This is a genomic window from Sphingomonas epibiotica, from assembly GCF_039615155.1.
Classification (GTDB): domain Bacteria; phylum Pseudomonadota; class Alphaproteobacteria; order Sphingomonadales; family Sphingomonadaceae; genus Sphingomonas.
The window spans coordinates 156,280-172,217 of the sequence record NZ_JBDGHY010000002.1; the positions used below are offsets into that span (position 1 = coordinate 156,280).

Below are 15,938 nucleotides of genomic sequence, written 5' to 3' on the forward strand. Positions count from 1 at the left end.
AAACGTATTTGGAGATTTGAGCATGGCAAAGGCGTGGCATTTGGTGCGGCGGCCGAACGGAATGCCTGTGGCGGAGGATTTCGCCTTGCGTGATCTACCGGCACGCGATCTGGCGGAGGGAGAGGTGCGCATCGCCAATCGCTGGCTGTCGGTCGACCCGTATATGCGGGGGCGGATGAACGATGTGAAAAGCTATGTGCCGCCCTTCGCGCTGGACGCGCCGATGGACGGCGGTGCCGTGGGCGAGGTGACCGAAAGTCGGGCAGCCGAACTGCCGGAGGGCACGCGTGTCCAGCATATGGCGGGATGGCGTGACGAGGCGATCGTCCCTGCCAAAGGCGTGCAGAAGTTGCCCGACCTTAATATTCCGGATCAGGCGTTTCTGGGTGCGCTCGGCATGCCGGGCATGACGGCGTGGTTCGGATTGCTGGCCGTTGCCGAGGCGAAGGCCGGCGACACGGTGTTCGTCTCGGCAGCGGCGGGTGCGGTCGGTTCGACCGTAGTCCAGATTGCCAAGGCGAAGGGCATGACGGTCATCGGTTCGGCCGGCGGCAGCGACAAGACGGCGTGGGTCCGTTCGCTGGGCGCCGATCACGTGATCGATTATAAGGGCGAGGTGCCGCTGGTGAAGGCACTGGGTGCTACCGCGCCGGACGGTATCGACGTCTATTTCGACAATGTCGGCGGCGATCATCTCGACGCGGCACTAGCGCATGCAAAGCAGGGCGCGCGCTTCGCGATCTGCGGAATGATCGATGGCTATAACGCGTCGCACCCGACCAGCCTGCGCTATCTGATGCGCGTCATCGCGGCGCGGATCCGTGTACAGGGCTTCATCGTCAGCGACTTTATCGGTCGGATCGGCGACTTCCATCAGGGCATGGGCGAAATCGTCGCCAGCGGTAATTTCCAGCGTGAGGAAACGGTGGTCGAGGGGCTCGAGGCGACGCCCGACGCGTTCCTAGGCCTGTTCAGCGGCAGGAACAAAGGCAAGATGCTGGTAAAGCTATAAGTCCTCCCCGGCACGGGGGAGGGGGACCGTCCGGATGCGCAACTGTTCCGTATGCGGCCAACCCCCTCCACCATGCTGTGCATGGTCCCCCTCCCCGCTAGGCGGGGAGGAACTAGTGCAGCTTGGCGATCTTAAGTCCATCTTCCTTCGCGCGCTGCTTGATGGATTCCTCGCTGCGCGTCAGTGCCTTGGCGAGCGCCTTCAACGCCATGCCCTTGCCGGCGAGTTGATGAAGCTTCTGGATTTCATCGGGCCGCCACGGCTGGCGGTGACGTTCGAATTTTTCGGCCATGACGTCTCTCCTATCGCCCCCGTGCCAAGCGGACCAGCGCAGTGTCGAGCGATTGCAGGAAGCGCGAGCGATCGGTCTTCGCAAATGGCGGCGATCCGCCCAGTTGCTCGCCGCCCGCGCGCAGATCGGCCATGATCGCCCGCGTCGCGATCGCGCCGCCGATCGACGCGCCGGTGAACGGCTTGCCGTTCGGCGCGATGACCGTCGCCCCCGCCTTTAGGCAGCGATCGGCGAGCAGGATGTCGGCGGTCACCACCACGCAATCCCTGTCGGCAGCCTCGGCGATCCAGTCGTCGGCGGCATCGAAGCCGTCCGACACCACGACCCGTTCGACCCATGGCACCAGCGGTACGCGCATATGGCTGTTGCTGACGATCGCCACGCCGACACCGTGCCGTTCGGCAACACGGTACACCTCGTCCTTTACCGGGCAGGCATCGGCATCGACGAGGATACGGATCATGGCTCGATCGGGCCGGTCTCGATCACCTCGATCGCATCGGCCCGCCCGCCGAAACCGGCCGTCTCGCCCGCCATCAAGCCGGTGAGCGCCACCGCGAGCGGCGCGGTGAACGGGATGCGGCCCGCCGCCGGATCGGCTTCGTCGCTGCCGACCAGTTCGATCGTCTTCACCTGCCCGTTCAGCCGATAGGTCACCCGTGACCCGAATGCGACCTCGTCCTCGGGGACCGGCGCGATCTCGGCGGTCGAATGCCGCGTCCGCCAATAGCGCAGGTCGCGCTTGATCGCGGTCGTCCGTTCGGCATCGTCCTTGACCGCGGCCAGTTCGGCCTCCAGTCGCGCGACCTGCCCGGCCATCGCCGCCAGCCCCCGCCGCGTGACCAGATTGGGCCCGGGCGGCAGCGGCAGTTCGAAGCGCGGTTCCTTATGTTCGTCATCGTCTTCCCGGCGGAACGCAACGCTCATCAGATCGCGCCCGAGAAGGTATCGCACTGCGCCGGATCGCCGGTTTCATAGCCGCGCTTCAGCCAATAGGCGCGCTGCGCAGAGGTTCCATGGGTGAAGGTTTCCGGTGAGGCTGCGCTCCCTTGCAACGTGTCGTCGCCGATTGCTTCGGCGGCGGTGAGGCCCTCCTGAAGATCGCCCGGCTCCATCCGGCCGCTCCGCTTGCCCCATACCCCGGCATAGCAGTCCGCCTGCAATTCGAGCCGGACCGACTGCGCATTGCCTTGCGCCTTGGGCAGCGTCTGCTGCGCACGGCTGACCGCTTCGGCCTGTCCGGTCAGGTTCTGGATATGATGGCCGACCTCGTGCGCCACGACATAGGCTTGGGCGAAGTCACCACGCGCGCCGAACTTCTGTGACAGTTCGCGGAAGAAGCTGGTGTCGAGATATACTCCGCGATCGGGCGGGCAATAGAAGGGTCCCATTGCCGACTGCGCAGCGCCGCAGCCCGATTGCGCACCACGCTGATAGAAGTTCAGCGTTGGGGCGGGGTAACGTTGCCCCTGCTGCTGGGAGATCTGGCCCCAGACCTGTTCGGTCGATGCCAGTACGCGACAGGCGAACAGTTCCTCGGCCGTGTCGCACGGGACGTTGCCCTGCGCCGATCCCTGTTGCGTCGTCGGTGCCTGACTGCCGCCGGTCAGCAATCCGCCACCGCCGGAAAACATCATGAAGGCGATGGCGATGACGGCGATGATACCGATTGTGCCGCAACCCAGCCCGCGTCCGAGCAACAGTGGCAGGAACCCCAACAGGTTCAGCCCACCGCCGCCGCCGCCCTGGCCAAGGTCCCGCACGTTGCTGGATGGATCGAGATCGTCGAGGCGCATGGGCGGCGGTCCGTTCGTTGAAGCTGCGTACTGAAATGCGCGAAACGCTGCCTGCGTTGCAACCGGTCTGCATGAATTCGGTTGTACGGGCGTTGAACCCGGTTCGTATAACGCGCAAAGTGTCCAGAATGGCCGAAGCCGATCCCCGCCTGCGCCGAGTATCCCCGCCCGGCCTGCCGCTCCCCGACTGCGTCGCGCTGGTGTTGCAGGGGGGCGGTGCGCTTGGCAGCTATCAGGCCGGGGTGATCGAACGGCTCGACGAAACCGGGATCGAGGTCGATTGGGTCGCGGGCATTTCGATCGGCGCGATCAACGCGGCGATCTTTGCCGGCAACCCGCCCGAATGCCGCGTCGCGCGGCTGCGTGCCTTCTGGCAACAGGCGGCAAGCGTGCTGCCATGGTTTCCGATCCTGCCCGACGACCGCGTGCGCGAATGGGTGCATGAATGGTCGGCCGGCGTGGTGCTCGCGACCGGCGTACCCGGCTTTTTCCGCCCGCGCGGCATGGCGCCGCAGTTCGCAGCACCGGGCACTGCCGCTGCACTCAGCTATTACGATACGACGCCGCTGCTCGAGACGCTCGACCGGCTGGTCGACTGGGACCGGGTCAATGACGGGCCGGTCCGGCTGTCGGTCGGCGCGGTCGATATCGAAAGCGGAAATTTCGTCTATTTCGACAGCGCGCGCGAACGCCTCGACGCGCGGCACGTCATGGCGTCCGGCGCGTTGCCGCCGGGCCTGCCGCCGGTCGAGATTGACGGGCGCTGGTATTGGGACGGTGGATTGGTGTCGAACACCCCGCTGACCCATATCCTCGACCATCAGCGCGATCCGATGCTGGTGTTCCAGGTCGATCTGTTCTCCGCCGAAGCGACCCTGCCGCGTACGATCGGCGACGTGGTGGCGCGCGAAAAGGAAATCCGCTTCTCCAGCCGTACGCGACAGGTCACCGCCGACCGGCTGCGCCTGCGGCAGGAACGCGAGTTGATCCGGCGCTTGGTCGCCAAGCTGCCGGTCGAACTGCGCGACGATGCCGATGTCCGCGCGCTGGAGGCGATGGCCGACGAACATCCCTTGAGCCTCGTCCACCTGATCTACCGCGCCAATCGCTGGGAGGGCGGGGCACGCGACTATGAATTTTCGGCACGCGCGATGGAGGAGCATTGGGCGGCGGGTCGCGCGGCGATCGCCGACACCCTCGCCAATGCCCGCGTCGTCGCCGAAAACATCCTCGATGGTCGGACCGCCGCGTTCGACCTGACCCCGCATCTCCATCAACGCCAAGGATAGCCATGTTCCTGAAAGGCAAGACTGCGATCGTCACCGGTTCCACCTCCGGCATCGGCCTCGCCTATGCCAAGGCATTCGCCGCCGAGGGTGCGACCGTCGTCATCAACGGCTTCGGCGACGAAGCGAAGATCGAGGCCGAACGCGCTGCGCTGGCCGAGGCGAGCGGTGCCGAGGCGCGCTACGACCCGGCCGACATGACCAAGCCCGACCAGATCGCGGCGATGGTTGACAAGGCGGCGGCAGAGTTCGGATCGGTCGACATCATCGTCAATAACGCCGGTATCCAGCATGTGGCGAAGATCGAGGATTTCCCGATCGACAAATGGGATGCGATCCTCGCGATCAACCTGTCGTCGGCCTTCCACATGATCCGTGCGGCGGTCCCGCATATGAAGAAGGGCGGCTGGGGCCGGATCATCAACACCGCATCGGCGCACAGCCTGGTCGCCAGTCCCAACAAATCGGCCTATGTCACCGCCAAGCACGGTCTGGCGGGGCTGACCAAGACGGTCGCGCTCGAAGTCGCAACCTTCGGCATCACCGCCAACTGCATCTCGCCCGGCTATGTCTGGACCCCGCTGGTCGAACAGCAGATCCCCGATACCATGGCGTCGCGTGGGCTCACGCGCGAGCAGGTGATGAACGACGTGCTGCTGGCGGCACAACCGACCAAGGAGTTCGTGACGTCCGAACAGGTCGCCAGCCTCGCGCTGTACCTGTGCCGCGACGAAGCCAAGGCGATTACCGGCGCGAACCTGTCGATCGACGGCGGCTGGACCGCGGCATGATCGTAGTATGAAGCGCAGCGCGTGCATCGCCGGCCTGATGCTCGGCCTGTCGACCGGCGGCTGTGGTGGTGGGGCAGGGATGGTGTCCGCCGGTTCTGCCCCGCCGCAGACACCGGCCGCCGCCGACGACTGGCGGCGCGTGGCGACGCCGGCCGATCGCGACCGGTTGCGGCGTTGGCGCGAGGCATGGCTGACCGCCTTGCCCCGTGCCCGCGCCACCGATCCGGCGGCGGTGGCGGAGCAGGGGGCGCTGTTCCAGCCCGACCTTGCCCTCGCCGGCGCGGCGCCCGCGGGGCGCTATCGCTGCCGCGTGTTCAAGCTGGGCGCGGCGGGCAGTGCGATGCGCGACTTCACCGCCTATCCCGCCTTCGACTGCCGCATCGCCGATGAAGGGCGGGTGCGCAGCTTCTACAAGGAGACGGGGTCGCAGCGGCCGGTCGGCCTGTTGTTCGCCGATGGCGACCGGACGGTCTTTCTCGGCACGTTGCTGCTCGGCGATGAACGCGCGCCGCTGCAATATGGGCAGGATCGCGATCGCGACATGGCCGGCGTGCTGGAACGGGTCGTCGAACGCCGCTGGCGGCTGGTGCTACCTTATCCGCGGTTCGAATCGTTGCTGGATGTGATCGAACTGGTGCCAGCGGATTAAACGCTTCGGCCTGTCGGGACGGGACCAAGTGTCGTCCGTTCGTCCTGAGTAGCCATTGGGCTTGTCGAAATGGCGTATCGAAGGACCGTTGGTGGCAGGTGCTTCGATACGGGTCTTCGACTTCGCTCAGCTCCTGCTCAGCACGAACGGTCCTGTCCTAGCGATAGGTACTAAGCCACCAGCGTCCGCCGCACCGTCTCGTAACAATCGTCGATATGCGAATTGCCGACCAGCTTCATCGCGCCGAAGCTGATCCCTGCCGCCGCGATCTGTCCGGCGAAGGGCACGAAGCGCAACAGCGACTTGCTGGCATAGCGCGCGCCAACCCGCCGGATCAGCATCGTCACCACCCGACGCGTGATCGACCGGCCGATGACGCCGTTGCCCAGATTGGCGGCGATCAGCAGCACCTGCTTCGCACGATCCGGTTCGAGCGCCTGCACCTGCTTTTCGCTCAGGCCGAAACGGCTGCTGATATCGGGCAGCAATTTCGTCAGGATGTTGGCATCGACGATCAGGTCGGCGCCCGGCACCGGCACCGCCGATGCGCCCGCCGATACCAGCGCGCGCTTGGTCACCAGCTTGCGCGCTTCGTCGCGGACGCGGTCGAGTTCGGCGATAGACGTGATGTGCATGATGGCCCCGTATCGTTTCGTTGCCGCATCAACGCCGTTCTTGCCAAGCGGCTCCCGATCTTTCAGTTTGCTGATATTCGATATTGAGGACGGACCTGTTGATGATCGTACGTCTCGGCGCGTTGCTTGCCACGACTGCTCTTGCCTTCCCGGCCCATGGTGCCGTCATGCCGCAAACCGCCAATACCAGCGCTGCCGCGATCGACGCCACGCCGCTCACCGCGAAATGGGGCGGCCCGTATCAGGGGGTACCGCCATGGGACAAGGTGACCCCGGCGATGTTCCCGGTCGCCTTCCCGGTGGCGATGGCGGAGATGCGCCGCGAAATCCATGCGATCCGCGACGACAAGCGGCCGGCGACGTTCAAGACGGTCATCGAACCGCTGCAACTTGCCGGGGACATGATGGACCGGGTCGGGTCGATGTGGGGTGTCTATACCAGCAACCTCGCGACCAAGGAGGTTCAGGCGATCGACCGCGAATGGTCGCCGAAGCTCTCGGCGTTCAACGACGAACTATTCCTCGACCCGAAGCTCTTCGCTCGGATCAAGGCGGCCTACGACACCCGCGCCAAACAGAATCTCGACCCGCAGCAATTGCGGTTGCTCGAGCGCACCTATCGCAGCTTCGTGCGGCGCGGCAGCCTGCTGACCGATGCGCAGCGTCAGCAGGTCAGCGGCCTCAATCAGCAACTCTCGGTCGCCTATAACGACTTCAGCCAGAAGGTGCTGGCCGATGAAGAGACGTGGATCGTCGTCGACGATGCGAGGCAACTGGCCGGGTTGCCCGACAGCTTTGTCGCATCGCTGAAGGCCGCCGCCGACGAACGCGGCCTCGCTGGCAAATGGGCGATCGTGAACACCCGCTCGTCGGTCGCGCCGGTGCTGACCTACGCAACCGACCGGGCCTTGCGGGAAAAGGTCTGGCGAGCCTTTACCATGCGCGGCGACAACGCCAACGCCAACGACACCAAGGCGACGATCGCCACCATCCTGAAATTGCGGCAGGAGCGGGCGAAGCTGCTCGGCTTCCGCAACCATGCCTATCTCCGCATGGACGACACCATGGCGGGCACCCCCGCCAATGCGAAGGCGTTGATGATGCGCGTCTGGCCCGCCGCCGTCGCACGCGTCCGCGAGGAAGTGACCGACATGCAAGCGCTGGCGGCAAAGGACGGCGCGAACATCACCATCGAACCGTGGGACTATCGCTTCTACGCCGAAAAGGTTCGCAAGGCGAAGTACGACCTCGATGAAAGCGAGGTGAAGCCGTATCTGCAACTCGACAATATCCTTGCCGGTGCCTTCTACGCGGCGGGCCGGTTGTACGACCTGAAGTTCACCGAAAATACCGGTCAGATCCCGGTGTTCGAAAAGAATGTCCGCACCTTCGTCGTAACCGACGCGCGCACGGGTAAGAATGTCGGCATCTTCTATTTCGATGCCTTTGCCCGCAGCGGCAAGCGGTCGGGGGCATGGGCTACGCGCTATCGCGGTCAGCAGAAGCTGGGCGGGGAGCGCAACGTGCTGGCGTCGAACAACAACAACTTCGTAAAGGGCGCGGCCGGACAGCCGACGCTCATCAGCCTCGACGATGCGTCAACGCTGTTCCACGAATTCGGCCATGCCATCCATTCGCTGTTGCAGGACGTGACCTATCCGGGCCTTGCCGGCACGCCGCGCGACTTCGTCGAATATCCCAGCCAGGTGAACGAGAACTGGCTGCTGACCCGCGACGTGCTCGACCGCTATGCCAAGCACTACCAGACCGGCCAGCCCATGCCGCAGGCGCTGGTCGACAAGATCGAGAAGTCGTCGACCTTCAACCAAGGCTTCGACACCGTCGAATATCTGTCCTCGGCCATTGTCGACATGGAGTTGCATGATCGCGAGACGCCGGTGACCGATGTCGCGGCGTTCGAACGCGATACGCTGGCCAAGCTCGGCATGCCGAAGGAGATAGTGATGCGGCACCGCCTGCCGCAGTTCAATCACCTGTTCGCTTCCGACGCCTATTCGGCGGGCTATTATTCCTATCTGTGGTCGGAAACGATGGACGCCGACACTTGGGCAGCGTTCGAGGCCACCGGCAATGTCTGGGACAAGGCGACGGCGGACCGGTTCCGCAAGACGCTGCTATCGACCGGCAACGAAACCGATCGGAAAGATGCCTATCGCGCCTTCCGCGGCCGCGACCCGGATGTGACCGCGCTGTTCAAGCGCCGCGGCTTCCCAACCAACTAAATCCTCCCCGCTCCGCGGGGAGGGGGACCATGCGCAGCATGGTGGAGGGGGCTGTCCACATACGGAACTGCTGCGTTGCGCGGTACGGCCCTCCACCGATCTTCGGACGATCCCCCACCCGGTACCGGGGCGTAGCTTACAGCGCCTCGGGCCACTGGTTCGGCTGGACCTTCGGCTTCCGTCGGATGGCATCGACGCCAAGCTCCGTCCGCACCCCATCCTTGCCGAATACCAACTCAGCGGGCGTGAGCACATGCAGCGTCTCACCCACGCCGCCGACACCGCCGGTAGTGACCACGACATAGGCGATAGCATTGTCGCCACAGCCCAGCATCGCATCCACGACGGTACCGACCGCCTCACCGCCCGGCCCGGTCAGCTTGGCGCCTACGACCCCGCCGGCCGGATATAGGGACGGTACCGGATGCCGCGCGCTCGCGTCCGCCGCTGCGCTGCTTCCCTTGTCGTACGTCGCCTGTCGCCCGAGCCAGCGCCAGATGCCGACGAGATTGACGATCGTCAAAAAAGCGTTCGACAGTACGAGATTCGTCTGCCCGCTGGTTAGTCCAACCGTCGTCCACGCGACCGACCCGACCGTGAAGACGACGAATCCCCAGCCGGTTACCCGTGCGCCCAAATTCGCGGCGGTCATCATCGCGGCGATCATCGTCGCCGCCGGGGCGATCCATCCCGCCATTTCCTCCACGAAATTCTCCTAGCTTTGTCAGCATGATACGGGCCAAGCGGCCCACGGTTCCGATGAAAGCGAACGGCCGGGCCTTCGCCCCTCTCGCCAAGCGCGTTGAAATTATATAACAAGGCGTTGAAACGAGTCTGCGCGACCGAAACCGGCGACGTGGAAGCGACATGGAGAGTGCATGACCGGCGACAGCCGCACCAATTTGCCGCGCCTCGCGCTGCATGTGCCCGAACCCAAATTCCGTCCCGGCGATGCGGTGGACTTCGCCGACGTCGCCGTGCCCGCTGCCGGGGCGCAGCCGCGCCCCGACACCACCGCCGCGCCCGACAGCTTCCACGACCTCGCCTATACGCTGGTCCGGGTGCTTGATGAGCAGGGGCAGGCGGTCGGCCCGTGGAACCCGCGCCTCGATCCGGAAGTGCTGCGGCGGATGTTGCGCCACATGGCAACGGTGCGTGCGTTCGACGAACGGATGTTCCGCGCGCAACGGCAGGGCAAGACCAGCTTCTATATGAAATGTACCGGGGAAGAGGCGATTGCGGTTGCCGGAACCATGGCACTCGACCGCGACGATATGACCTTCCCCAGTTATCGCCAACAGGGCATCTTGATCGCGCGCGATTACCCGATCGTCGAGATGATGAACCAGATCTACTCGAACCGGGGCGACAAGCTGCAGGGCAAGCAGTTGCCGATCATGTATTCGTCGAAGGATTTCGGGTTCTTCTCGATTTCCGGCAACCTGACGACGCAATATCCGCAGGCGGTCGGCTGGGCGATGGCGTCGGCGTCGAAGGGCGATACCCGGATCGCGGCGACATGGTGCGGCGAGGGTAGCACCGCCGAGGGCGACTTCCACTCCGCGCTGACCTTCGCCACCGTCTATCGCGCACCCGTCATCTTCAACGTCGTCAACAATCAATGGGCGATCAGCAGCTTTTCCGGCTTCGCGGGGGCGGAGGCGACGACCTTTGCCGCGCGTGCGATCGGCTACGGCATTGCCGGGTTGCGCGTCGACGGCAACGATGCGCTGGCGGTCTATGCGGCGACCGCATGGGCAGCGGAGCGGGCACGGACCAATGCCGGTCCCACGCTGATCGAGCATTTCACCTATCGTGCCGAGGGACACTCCACCTCCGACGATCCGTCGCAATATCGGTCGGCTGGCGAGCCGACGGCATGGCCGCTGGGCGACCCGGTCGCGCGATTGAAGGCCCATCTCATCGCGATCGGCGAGTGGGACGAAGACGCCCATGCCGCGATGGACCGCGAGGTCGCCGAGCGCGTCCGCGCCGCGCAGAAGGATGCGGAAGGCAACGGCATTCTCGGGCACGGTTTGCATCAGCCGCTCGACACGCTGTTCGACGGGGTGTTCGAGGACATGCCGTGGCACCTGCGCGAGCAACAGGCGCAGATGATGGCGGAAGAGGAAGCCTCCGGCCGGCCCTGGGCGCGTAAGGAGGGCCACTGACATGGCGCGGATGAACATGATCCAGGCGATCAATTCGGCCATGGACGTCATGATGGATCGTGATCCAAACGTGATCGTGATGGGCGAGGATGTCGGCTATTTCGGCGGCGTGTTCCGCGCAACCGCCGGGCTTCAGTCGAAATACGGCAAGACTCGCGTGTTCGACACGCCGATCACCGAATGCGGCATCATCGGCGTCGCGGTCGGCATGGGGGCCTATGGCCTGCGTCCGGTCCCCGAAATCCAGTTCGCCGATTACATCTACCCTGCGCTCGACCAGCTGGTCAGCGAGGCGGCACGGCTGCGCTATCGCTCGGCTGGCGACTTTACCGCGCCGATCACAGTCCGCTCGCCGTTCGGCGGCGGCATCTTCGGCGGGCAGACGCACAGCCAGTCGCCCGAAGGCATCTTCACCCATGTCAGCGGCATCAAGACGGTGATTCCGTCGACGCCCTATGATGCCAAGGGGCTGCTGATCGCCGCGATCGAGGACAATGACCCCGTTCTCTTCTTCGAACCCAAGCGCATTTATAACGGCCCGTTTGACGGCAATTGGGACAAGCCGGCGCAGAACTGGTCGAAACACGCTGGCGGCGAGGTGCCCGAGAACTATTACCGCATCGAACTGGGCAAGGCGAAGGTGGTGCGCGAGGGCGGCGACCTGACCATCCTCGCCTATGGCACGATGGTCCATGTCGCGCAGGCGACCGTTGAAGCGGCCGGCATCGATGCCGAGATCCTAGACCTGCGCACATTGGTCCCACTCGATATCGACGCGATCGAGGAGTCGGTGAGGAAGACCGGTCGCTGCATGATCGTCCACGAAGCGACGCGCACCGGCGGCTTCGGCGCCGAACTGTCGGCATTGGTGCAGGAACGCTGCTTCCACCATCTCGAAGCGCCGATCGAGCGCGTAACCGGCTTCGATACGCCGTATCCGCACAGCCTCGAATGGGCGTATTTCCCGGGGCCGGTCCGCATCGGACAAGCGCTCAAGAAAATCATGCAGGACTGACCGCCATGGCACGTTTCTCTTTCCGCCTGCCCGATATCGGTGAAGGCATTTCCGAAGCCGAGATCGTCGCCTGGCACGTGGGCGTAGGCGACCGCGTCGAGGAAGATGGCCGGCTGGCCGACCTGATGACCGACAAGGCGACCGTCGAAATGGAAAGCCCGGTCGCGGGCACGGTGGTCGAACTGGCGGGTGAGCCGGGCGATCAGGTCGCGATCGGTGCAACGCTGGTGGTGATCGAGACCGAGGGCGAGGTGGTGCAGCCGGCGGAACCCGAGCGGGTCGAAGCAGAGAATCCGGGTGTCGAGGAAGTCGCGACCTCGCCAGTAGCGGAACGGCAAGATCCTCCCCGGCACGGGGAGGGGGACCATGCGCAGCATGGTGGAGGGGGAGCGCCGCTGGACGCAACGCCCGCCGATGTTCCGCAACAGGCCGCCCCCCTCCACCATCCGGCGACGCCGGATGGTCCCCCTCCCCGTGAACGGGGAGGAGTACTGGCGTCCCCCGCCGTCCGTGCTCGCGCCGCCGACCTCGGAATCGATCTGTCCGCCGTCCACCATGACGGCCCGCACATCCGCCACGCCGACCTCGACGCGTACCTCCGCTACGGCAGCGGCCAAGGCTACCGCGCCCCCAACGCCAGCCGCGCCCGCCCGGACGAAACCGTCAAGGTCATCGGTATGCGCCGCCGCATTGCCGAGAACATGGCCGCCGCCAAGCGCCACATTCCGCACTTCACCTATGTCGAGGAAATCGACGTCACCGCGCTGGAGGCGATGCGCGCCGACCTGAACGCCGCACGCGCCCAACGGCCCAAGCTGACCATGTTGCCGCTGTTGATTGTCGCGATCTGCCGGACGCTGCCCGACTTCCCGATGCTCAACGCGCGTTACGACGACGAAGCCGGTGTGGTCACGCGGTTCGGGCGGGTGCATCTAGGCATGGCCGCACAGACCGATGCCGGTCTGATGGTGCCAGTGATCCGCGACGCACAGGACCTGAACCCATGGCAGCTCGCGACCGAGATATCGCGGCTGGCCGAGGCGGCGCGGACCGGCAAGGCGAAGTCGGAGGAACTGTCGGGCGGCACGATCACCGTCACCTCGCTGGGGCCACTGGGCGGGATCGCGACCACGCCGGTCATCAACCGGCCCGAAGTCGCGATCATCGGTCCGAACCGCATCGTCGAACGCCCGGTATTCCGCGCGCGTCCGGGTGGTGGCGAGGAGATCGTCAAGGCCAAACTGATGAACCTGTCGATCAGCTGCGATCACCGGGTCGTCGATGGCCATGACGCCGCCAGCTATGTCCAGGCGTTGAAGCGGCTGATCGAAACGCCGGTGCTGCTGTTCGCGGACTGATCGGTCAGCCTGTGGTCATCCTCGCACCGGCAATATCGTCGAACCGTAGGAGGACGCGATGCGGGTAGGGTGGTTGATCGGGACGGCGATGCTGGCGGTGACGCAGGCGGCATCGGGGCAATCGGCGGATTACGACTTCGCCTATCGCTATCCGCTGCAAGCTGCGCGGATCGCGCCGCTCAAGGCTTGGCTCGAAGCGGACAAGGCGAAACAGCGCGCGACGATCGCGCGCGACGCCTCGACCTTCCGTCGCGAGGCCAAACGCGACGGTTTCCCGTTCCGCAAATATGAGGCGCAGAAGGAATGGAAGGTCGTGGCGGATACGCCACGCTTCCTCAGCCTGTCGGTCAGCGACTACAGTTATAGCGGCGGCGCGCATGGCGGAACCGCATCGGGCGGATTGTTATGGGACAAGCGCGCCGGGCGGCGTGTCGATCCGAAAGCGGTGTTCGTGTCGCATACCGCATTACAGGCGGCAGTGATGCCCGGCTGGTGCCGCTGGATGACCGCCGAGCGGACGCGGCGGGTCGGGGCGGTCGCCGAGAATGACGCCACCTTCGGCAAATGTCCGCCGATCAAGGATGTGACCGTGCTGCTCGGCTCGTCGAACGGCCGGACATTCGACCGGATCGGGGTGATCGCCGACCAATATGTCGTCGGGTCCTATGCCGAGGGGCAGTATGAACATACGCTCCCGGCGACGGCAGCGGTGCTGCGGGCGGTGAAGCCGGAATATCGCGGAGCGTTTGCCGCGCGATAAGCTCCTCCCCGATCGGCGGGGAGAGGGGGCGCCCGCGACCCAGCAGTTTCGACTACGGATACCCCTCTGCACCAGCTTCGCAAGTCCCCCTCTCCACGAAGCGGGGAGGATTTACGCGATCGGTTCGTCGAACATCAGCGCACGGACGAACCGGACCGGCGGCGATCCGTGCGAGATGGCGGCGTTGTTGTAGCGCATCAGGTCGAACTTGCTCCCTGCGCGCCGCTCGGCTTCGCGGCGCATGTCCATATGTTCGCTATATCCGACGAAGTAGCTAAGCAGCTGCGTCGACCCTAGCCGGGCGCGGGTCCATTTGCCGGCCGCTTCGCGTTCCTGCTGGAAGGCACCTTCCATCATCAGCTTCATCGCCTGCGCCTCGGTCAGCCCCTCGGTATGGATGCCGATGTCGAGCAGGGTGTTGGTGATCGACCGCATCCGCATTTTCAGCACGGTCAGCTTGAACAGCGGATCGCCGTCCAGATAGTCGGCATCGGCCATCACCCGCTCGGCATAGACCGCCCAGCCCTCGACGAACGGCCCGGAGGACAGCACGGCGCGCAACACCGACTTGTTCTCGTTGCTGTGCGCGATCTGCAGGTAATGGCCCGGCATCGCCTCGTGGATCGACAGGTCGTGCAGCATATAGTCGTTATATTCGCGCAGGAACGAGGTCGTCTGCGCTTCGGTCCAGTCTGCCGGGATCGGCGACACCGCGTAGAAGGTGCCAAGATTCTTTTCGAGCGGGCCGGGGCTGTCGCAATAGGCGACGGCGACACCCTGCTGGAACTTCGGCATCTCGATAATCTGGACCGGGGTGGTCGGTACCCGCACCAGCTTCTTTTCTCGGACGAAGGCGGTCGCCTGTTCGAGCGTCGCGCGCGCCTTTGCCATCACGCCCGAACGGGTCGGGCGGCGGGCGTAGCTCATCTCCAGCGCGGCCTCGATCGCCTTTTGCTGCTGGGCCGGGGTCGGCTTGGCGGGCGTCGGCGGGGCCTTGGGCCGGCCGCGCAGGACGATGCGCGCCTGTTCGTACATTTCGGCGCGGGTATCGGCGGCGGCGCGGACGGCGCGCGCCTTGATCTCGGTCCGCGACAGGGGCGAGAGGAGCGCGAACTTGACCTTCTGATCGTACAGTTCGGGCGACAGACGGAAATCGCCCTTCGCCGCGGGCACCAGCACCGTGTCGAGCCAGCGCTGCTGTTGGGCAGTCGCGGTCTTCAGCGTCGCGACGGCACGGTCGAACTTCGCCCGGTCGCTGCGGTTCAACGTGGCGCGATGCGGCGCCAGCATCGTCTCGACGATTTGGAGGATGCCGTCATTCTGTTTGGCGACGGTGGTCGCATAGATGGCGGGCACGCGTTCGGGGACGATGCTCTCGCGCATCTGCGCGTACATCGTCGGCACCTGTTCCATCCGCCGCGTCGCCGCGCGCAGCCGCTGCGGCCATGGCGCGAAGTCGCGCGCCGCGAGCGCATACAGGCCGCCGGAGATCGTGCCGGCCGCGCCCTGCGGATCCCACGCAAAGGGTTGCAGCACCTCCAGCGTCCACAATTGATACCGAAGCTCGTTGTCGAGCAGCGCGGCATCGACCTGATCGTCGCGCGACAGCGTGTCGCGGGGAATCGCGTTCAGTTCGAGCAGCGTCGCGCGCAGGAACTCCGCATCGCGGGCGCGCCCGGCGGCCGACAGGTCCTCGACCTCGCTGTCATGCGCATGGTTGCCGAGCGCGGTGGCATAGCCCGGATGCAACCGCGCGATGCCGTCGAGATAGCGTTTCGACAGCCGCGCGAAATCGCCGGCCGGCCCACTCTGCGCCAGCGCCGGAAAGCTGCCGGCCAGCGGCGCGAGCGCCATCAGCGCGACGAAATGGCGGCGATACATGCGGCAATCCCCTCAAGTCCTGATCCGCCACGCTACCGGGCCGGGGCCG

Annotated in this window: 16 protein-coding genes; 9 read left to right on the top strand and 7 right to left on the bottom strand. The window is 65.4% G+C overall.

Annotated elements, in window-relative coordinates; genetic code table 11:
- Positions 1–22: 22 nt before the first annotated feature.
- Complete coding sequence (locus AAIO73_RS04365) at positions 23–1,012, top strand: NADP-dependent oxidoreductase (RefSeq protein WP_345876550.1); 990 nt, start codon at positions 23–25, stop codon at positions 1,010–1,012.
- Positions 1,013–1,124: 112 nt separating this feature from the next.
- Here the strand turns inward: AAIO73_RS04365 and AAIO73_RS04370 are convergent, their stop codons facing one another.
- Genes AAIO73_RS04370 through ypfJ form a run of 4 tightly spaced genes read right to left on the bottom strand, consistent with a single transcriptional unit; the run spans position 1,125 to position 3,100 of the window.
- Entirely contained in the window at positions 1,125–1,304 is a 180-nt protein-coding gene (locus tag AAIO73_RS04370; RefSeq protein ID WP_242116039.1) for a hypothetical protein, read from the bottom strand.
- Between the two features lie 10 nt (positions 1,305–1,314).
- Positions 1,315–1,767 (bottom strand): YaiI/YqxD family protein, encoded by a 453-nt coding sequence (locus AAIO73_RS04375; protein WP_526023762.1) that lies wholly within the window; start codon positions 1,765–1,767, stop codon positions 1,315–1,317.
- Complete coding sequence (locus AAIO73_RS04380) at positions 1,764–2,231, bottom strand: GreA/GreB family elongation factor (protein WP_345876551.1); 468 nt, start codon at positions 2,229–2,231, stop codon at positions 1,764–1,766. Before AAIO73_RS04380 ends, AAIO73_RS04375 begins: the two co-directional genes overlap by 4 nt.
- Positions 2,231–3,100 (bottom strand): KPN_02809 family neutral zinc metallopeptidase, encoded by an 870-nt coding sequence (gene ypfJ, locus AAIO73_RS04385; RefSeq protein WP_345876552.1) that lies wholly within the window; start codon positions 3,098–3,100, stop codon positions 2,231–2,233. The genes AAIO73_RS04380 and ypfJ overlap by 1 nt, the downstream gene beginning before the upstream one ends.
- 128 nt (positions 3,101–3,228) lie before the next feature.
- On the opposite strand from ypfJ, the gene AAIO73_RS04390 reads away from it, so the two are divergent.
- From AAIO73_RS04390 to AAIO73_RS04400, 3 genes are read left to right on the top strand one after another with little or no spacing between them, the layout of a single operon-like run.
- Positions 3,229–4,389, top strand: coding sequence for a patatin-like phospholipase family protein (locus tag AAIO73_RS04390; RefSeq protein WP_345876553.1), 1,161 nt, complete (start codon positions 3,229–3,231; stop codon positions 4,387–4,389).
- A gap of 2 nt (positions 4,390–4,391) precedes the next feature.
- Positions 4,392–5,177, top strand: a complete 786-nt coding sequence (locus AAIO73_RS04395; RefSeq protein WP_345876554.1) for a 3-hydroxybutyrate dehydrogenase — start codon at positions 4,392–4,394, stop codon at positions 5,175–5,177.
- 7 nt (positions 5,178–5,184) lie between these two features.
- On the top strand, positions 5,185–5,826 hold the full coding sequence (locus AAIO73_RS04400) for a DUF4893 domain-containing protein (RefSeq protein WP_345876555.1): 642 nt from the start codon (positions 5,185–5,187) through the stop codon (positions 5,824–5,826).
- A gap of 170 nt (positions 5,827–5,996) precedes the next feature.
- Here AAIO73_RS04400 and AAIO73_RS04405 read toward each other — a convergent pair whose 3' ends face one another.
- Positions 5,997–6,461: a hypothetical protein gene (locus tag AAIO73_RS04405; RefSeq protein ID WP_345876556.1), complete on the bottom strand. Its 465-nt coding sequence runs from the start codon at positions 6,459–6,461 to the stop codon at positions 5,997–5,999.
- 101 nt (positions 6,462–6,562) lie between these two features.
- Between AAIO73_RS04405 and AAIO73_RS04410 the strand changes: the two genes are divergently transcribed.
- Entirely contained in the window at positions 6,563–8,704 is a 2,142-nt protein-coding gene (locus tag AAIO73_RS04410; protein ID WP_345876895.1) for a M3 family metallopeptidase, read from the top strand.
- 136 nt (positions 8,705–8,840) lie between these two features.
- Here AAIO73_RS04410 and AAIO73_RS04415 read toward each other — a convergent pair whose 3' ends face one another.
- Entirely contained in the window at positions 8,841–9,401 is a 561-nt protein-coding gene (locus tag AAIO73_RS04415) for a PRC-barrel domain containing protein (RefSeq protein WP_345876896.1), read from the bottom strand.
- A 181-nt stretch (positions 9,402–9,582) separates the two neighbouring features.
- Here AAIO73_RS04415 and AAIO73_RS04420 point away from each other — a divergent pair, with 181 nt between their 5' ends.
- The 4 genes from AAIO73_RS04420 to AAIO73_RS04435 are packed head-to-tail and all read left to right on the top strand — an operon-like array spanning position 9,583 to position 14,008.
- Positions 9,583–10,875 (top strand): 3-methyl-2-oxobutanoate dehydrogenase (2-methylpropanoyl-transferring) subunit alpha, encoded by a 1,293-nt coding sequence (locus tag AAIO73_RS04420; protein WP_345876557.1) that lies wholly within the window; start codon positions 9,583–9,585, stop codon positions 10,873–10,875.
- A 10-nt stretch (positions 10,876–10,885) separates the two neighbouring features.
- Positions 10,886–11,890 (top strand): alpha-ketoacid dehydrogenase subunit beta, encoded by a 1,005-nt coding sequence (locus tag AAIO73_RS04425; protein WP_345876897.1) that lies wholly within the window; start codon positions 10,886–10,888, stop codon positions 11,888–11,890.
- A gap of 5 nt (positions 11,891–11,895) precedes the next feature.
- Positions 11,896–13,248: a dihydrolipoamide acetyltransferase family protein gene (locus tag AAIO73_RS04430; protein ID WP_345876558.1), complete on the top strand. Its 1,353-nt coding sequence runs from the start codon at positions 11,896–11,898 to the stop codon at positions 13,246–13,248.
- Positions 13,249–13,306: 58 nt separating this feature from the next.
- On the top strand, positions 13,307–14,008 hold the full coding sequence (locus tag AAIO73_RS04435; protein WP_345876559.1) for a DUF4163 domain-containing protein: 702 nt from the start codon (positions 13,307–13,309) through the stop codon (positions 14,006–14,008).
- 111 nt (positions 14,009–14,119) lie between these two features.
- Here the strand turns inward: AAIO73_RS04435 and AAIO73_RS04440 are convergent, their stop codons facing one another.
- Positions 14,120–15,889: a DUF885 domain-containing protein gene (locus AAIO73_RS04440; RefSeq protein ID WP_345876560.1), complete on the bottom strand. Its 1,770-nt coding sequence runs from the start codon at positions 15,887–15,889 to the stop codon at positions 14,120–14,122.
- Between the last annotated feature and the right edge of the window lie 49 nt (positions 15,890–15,938).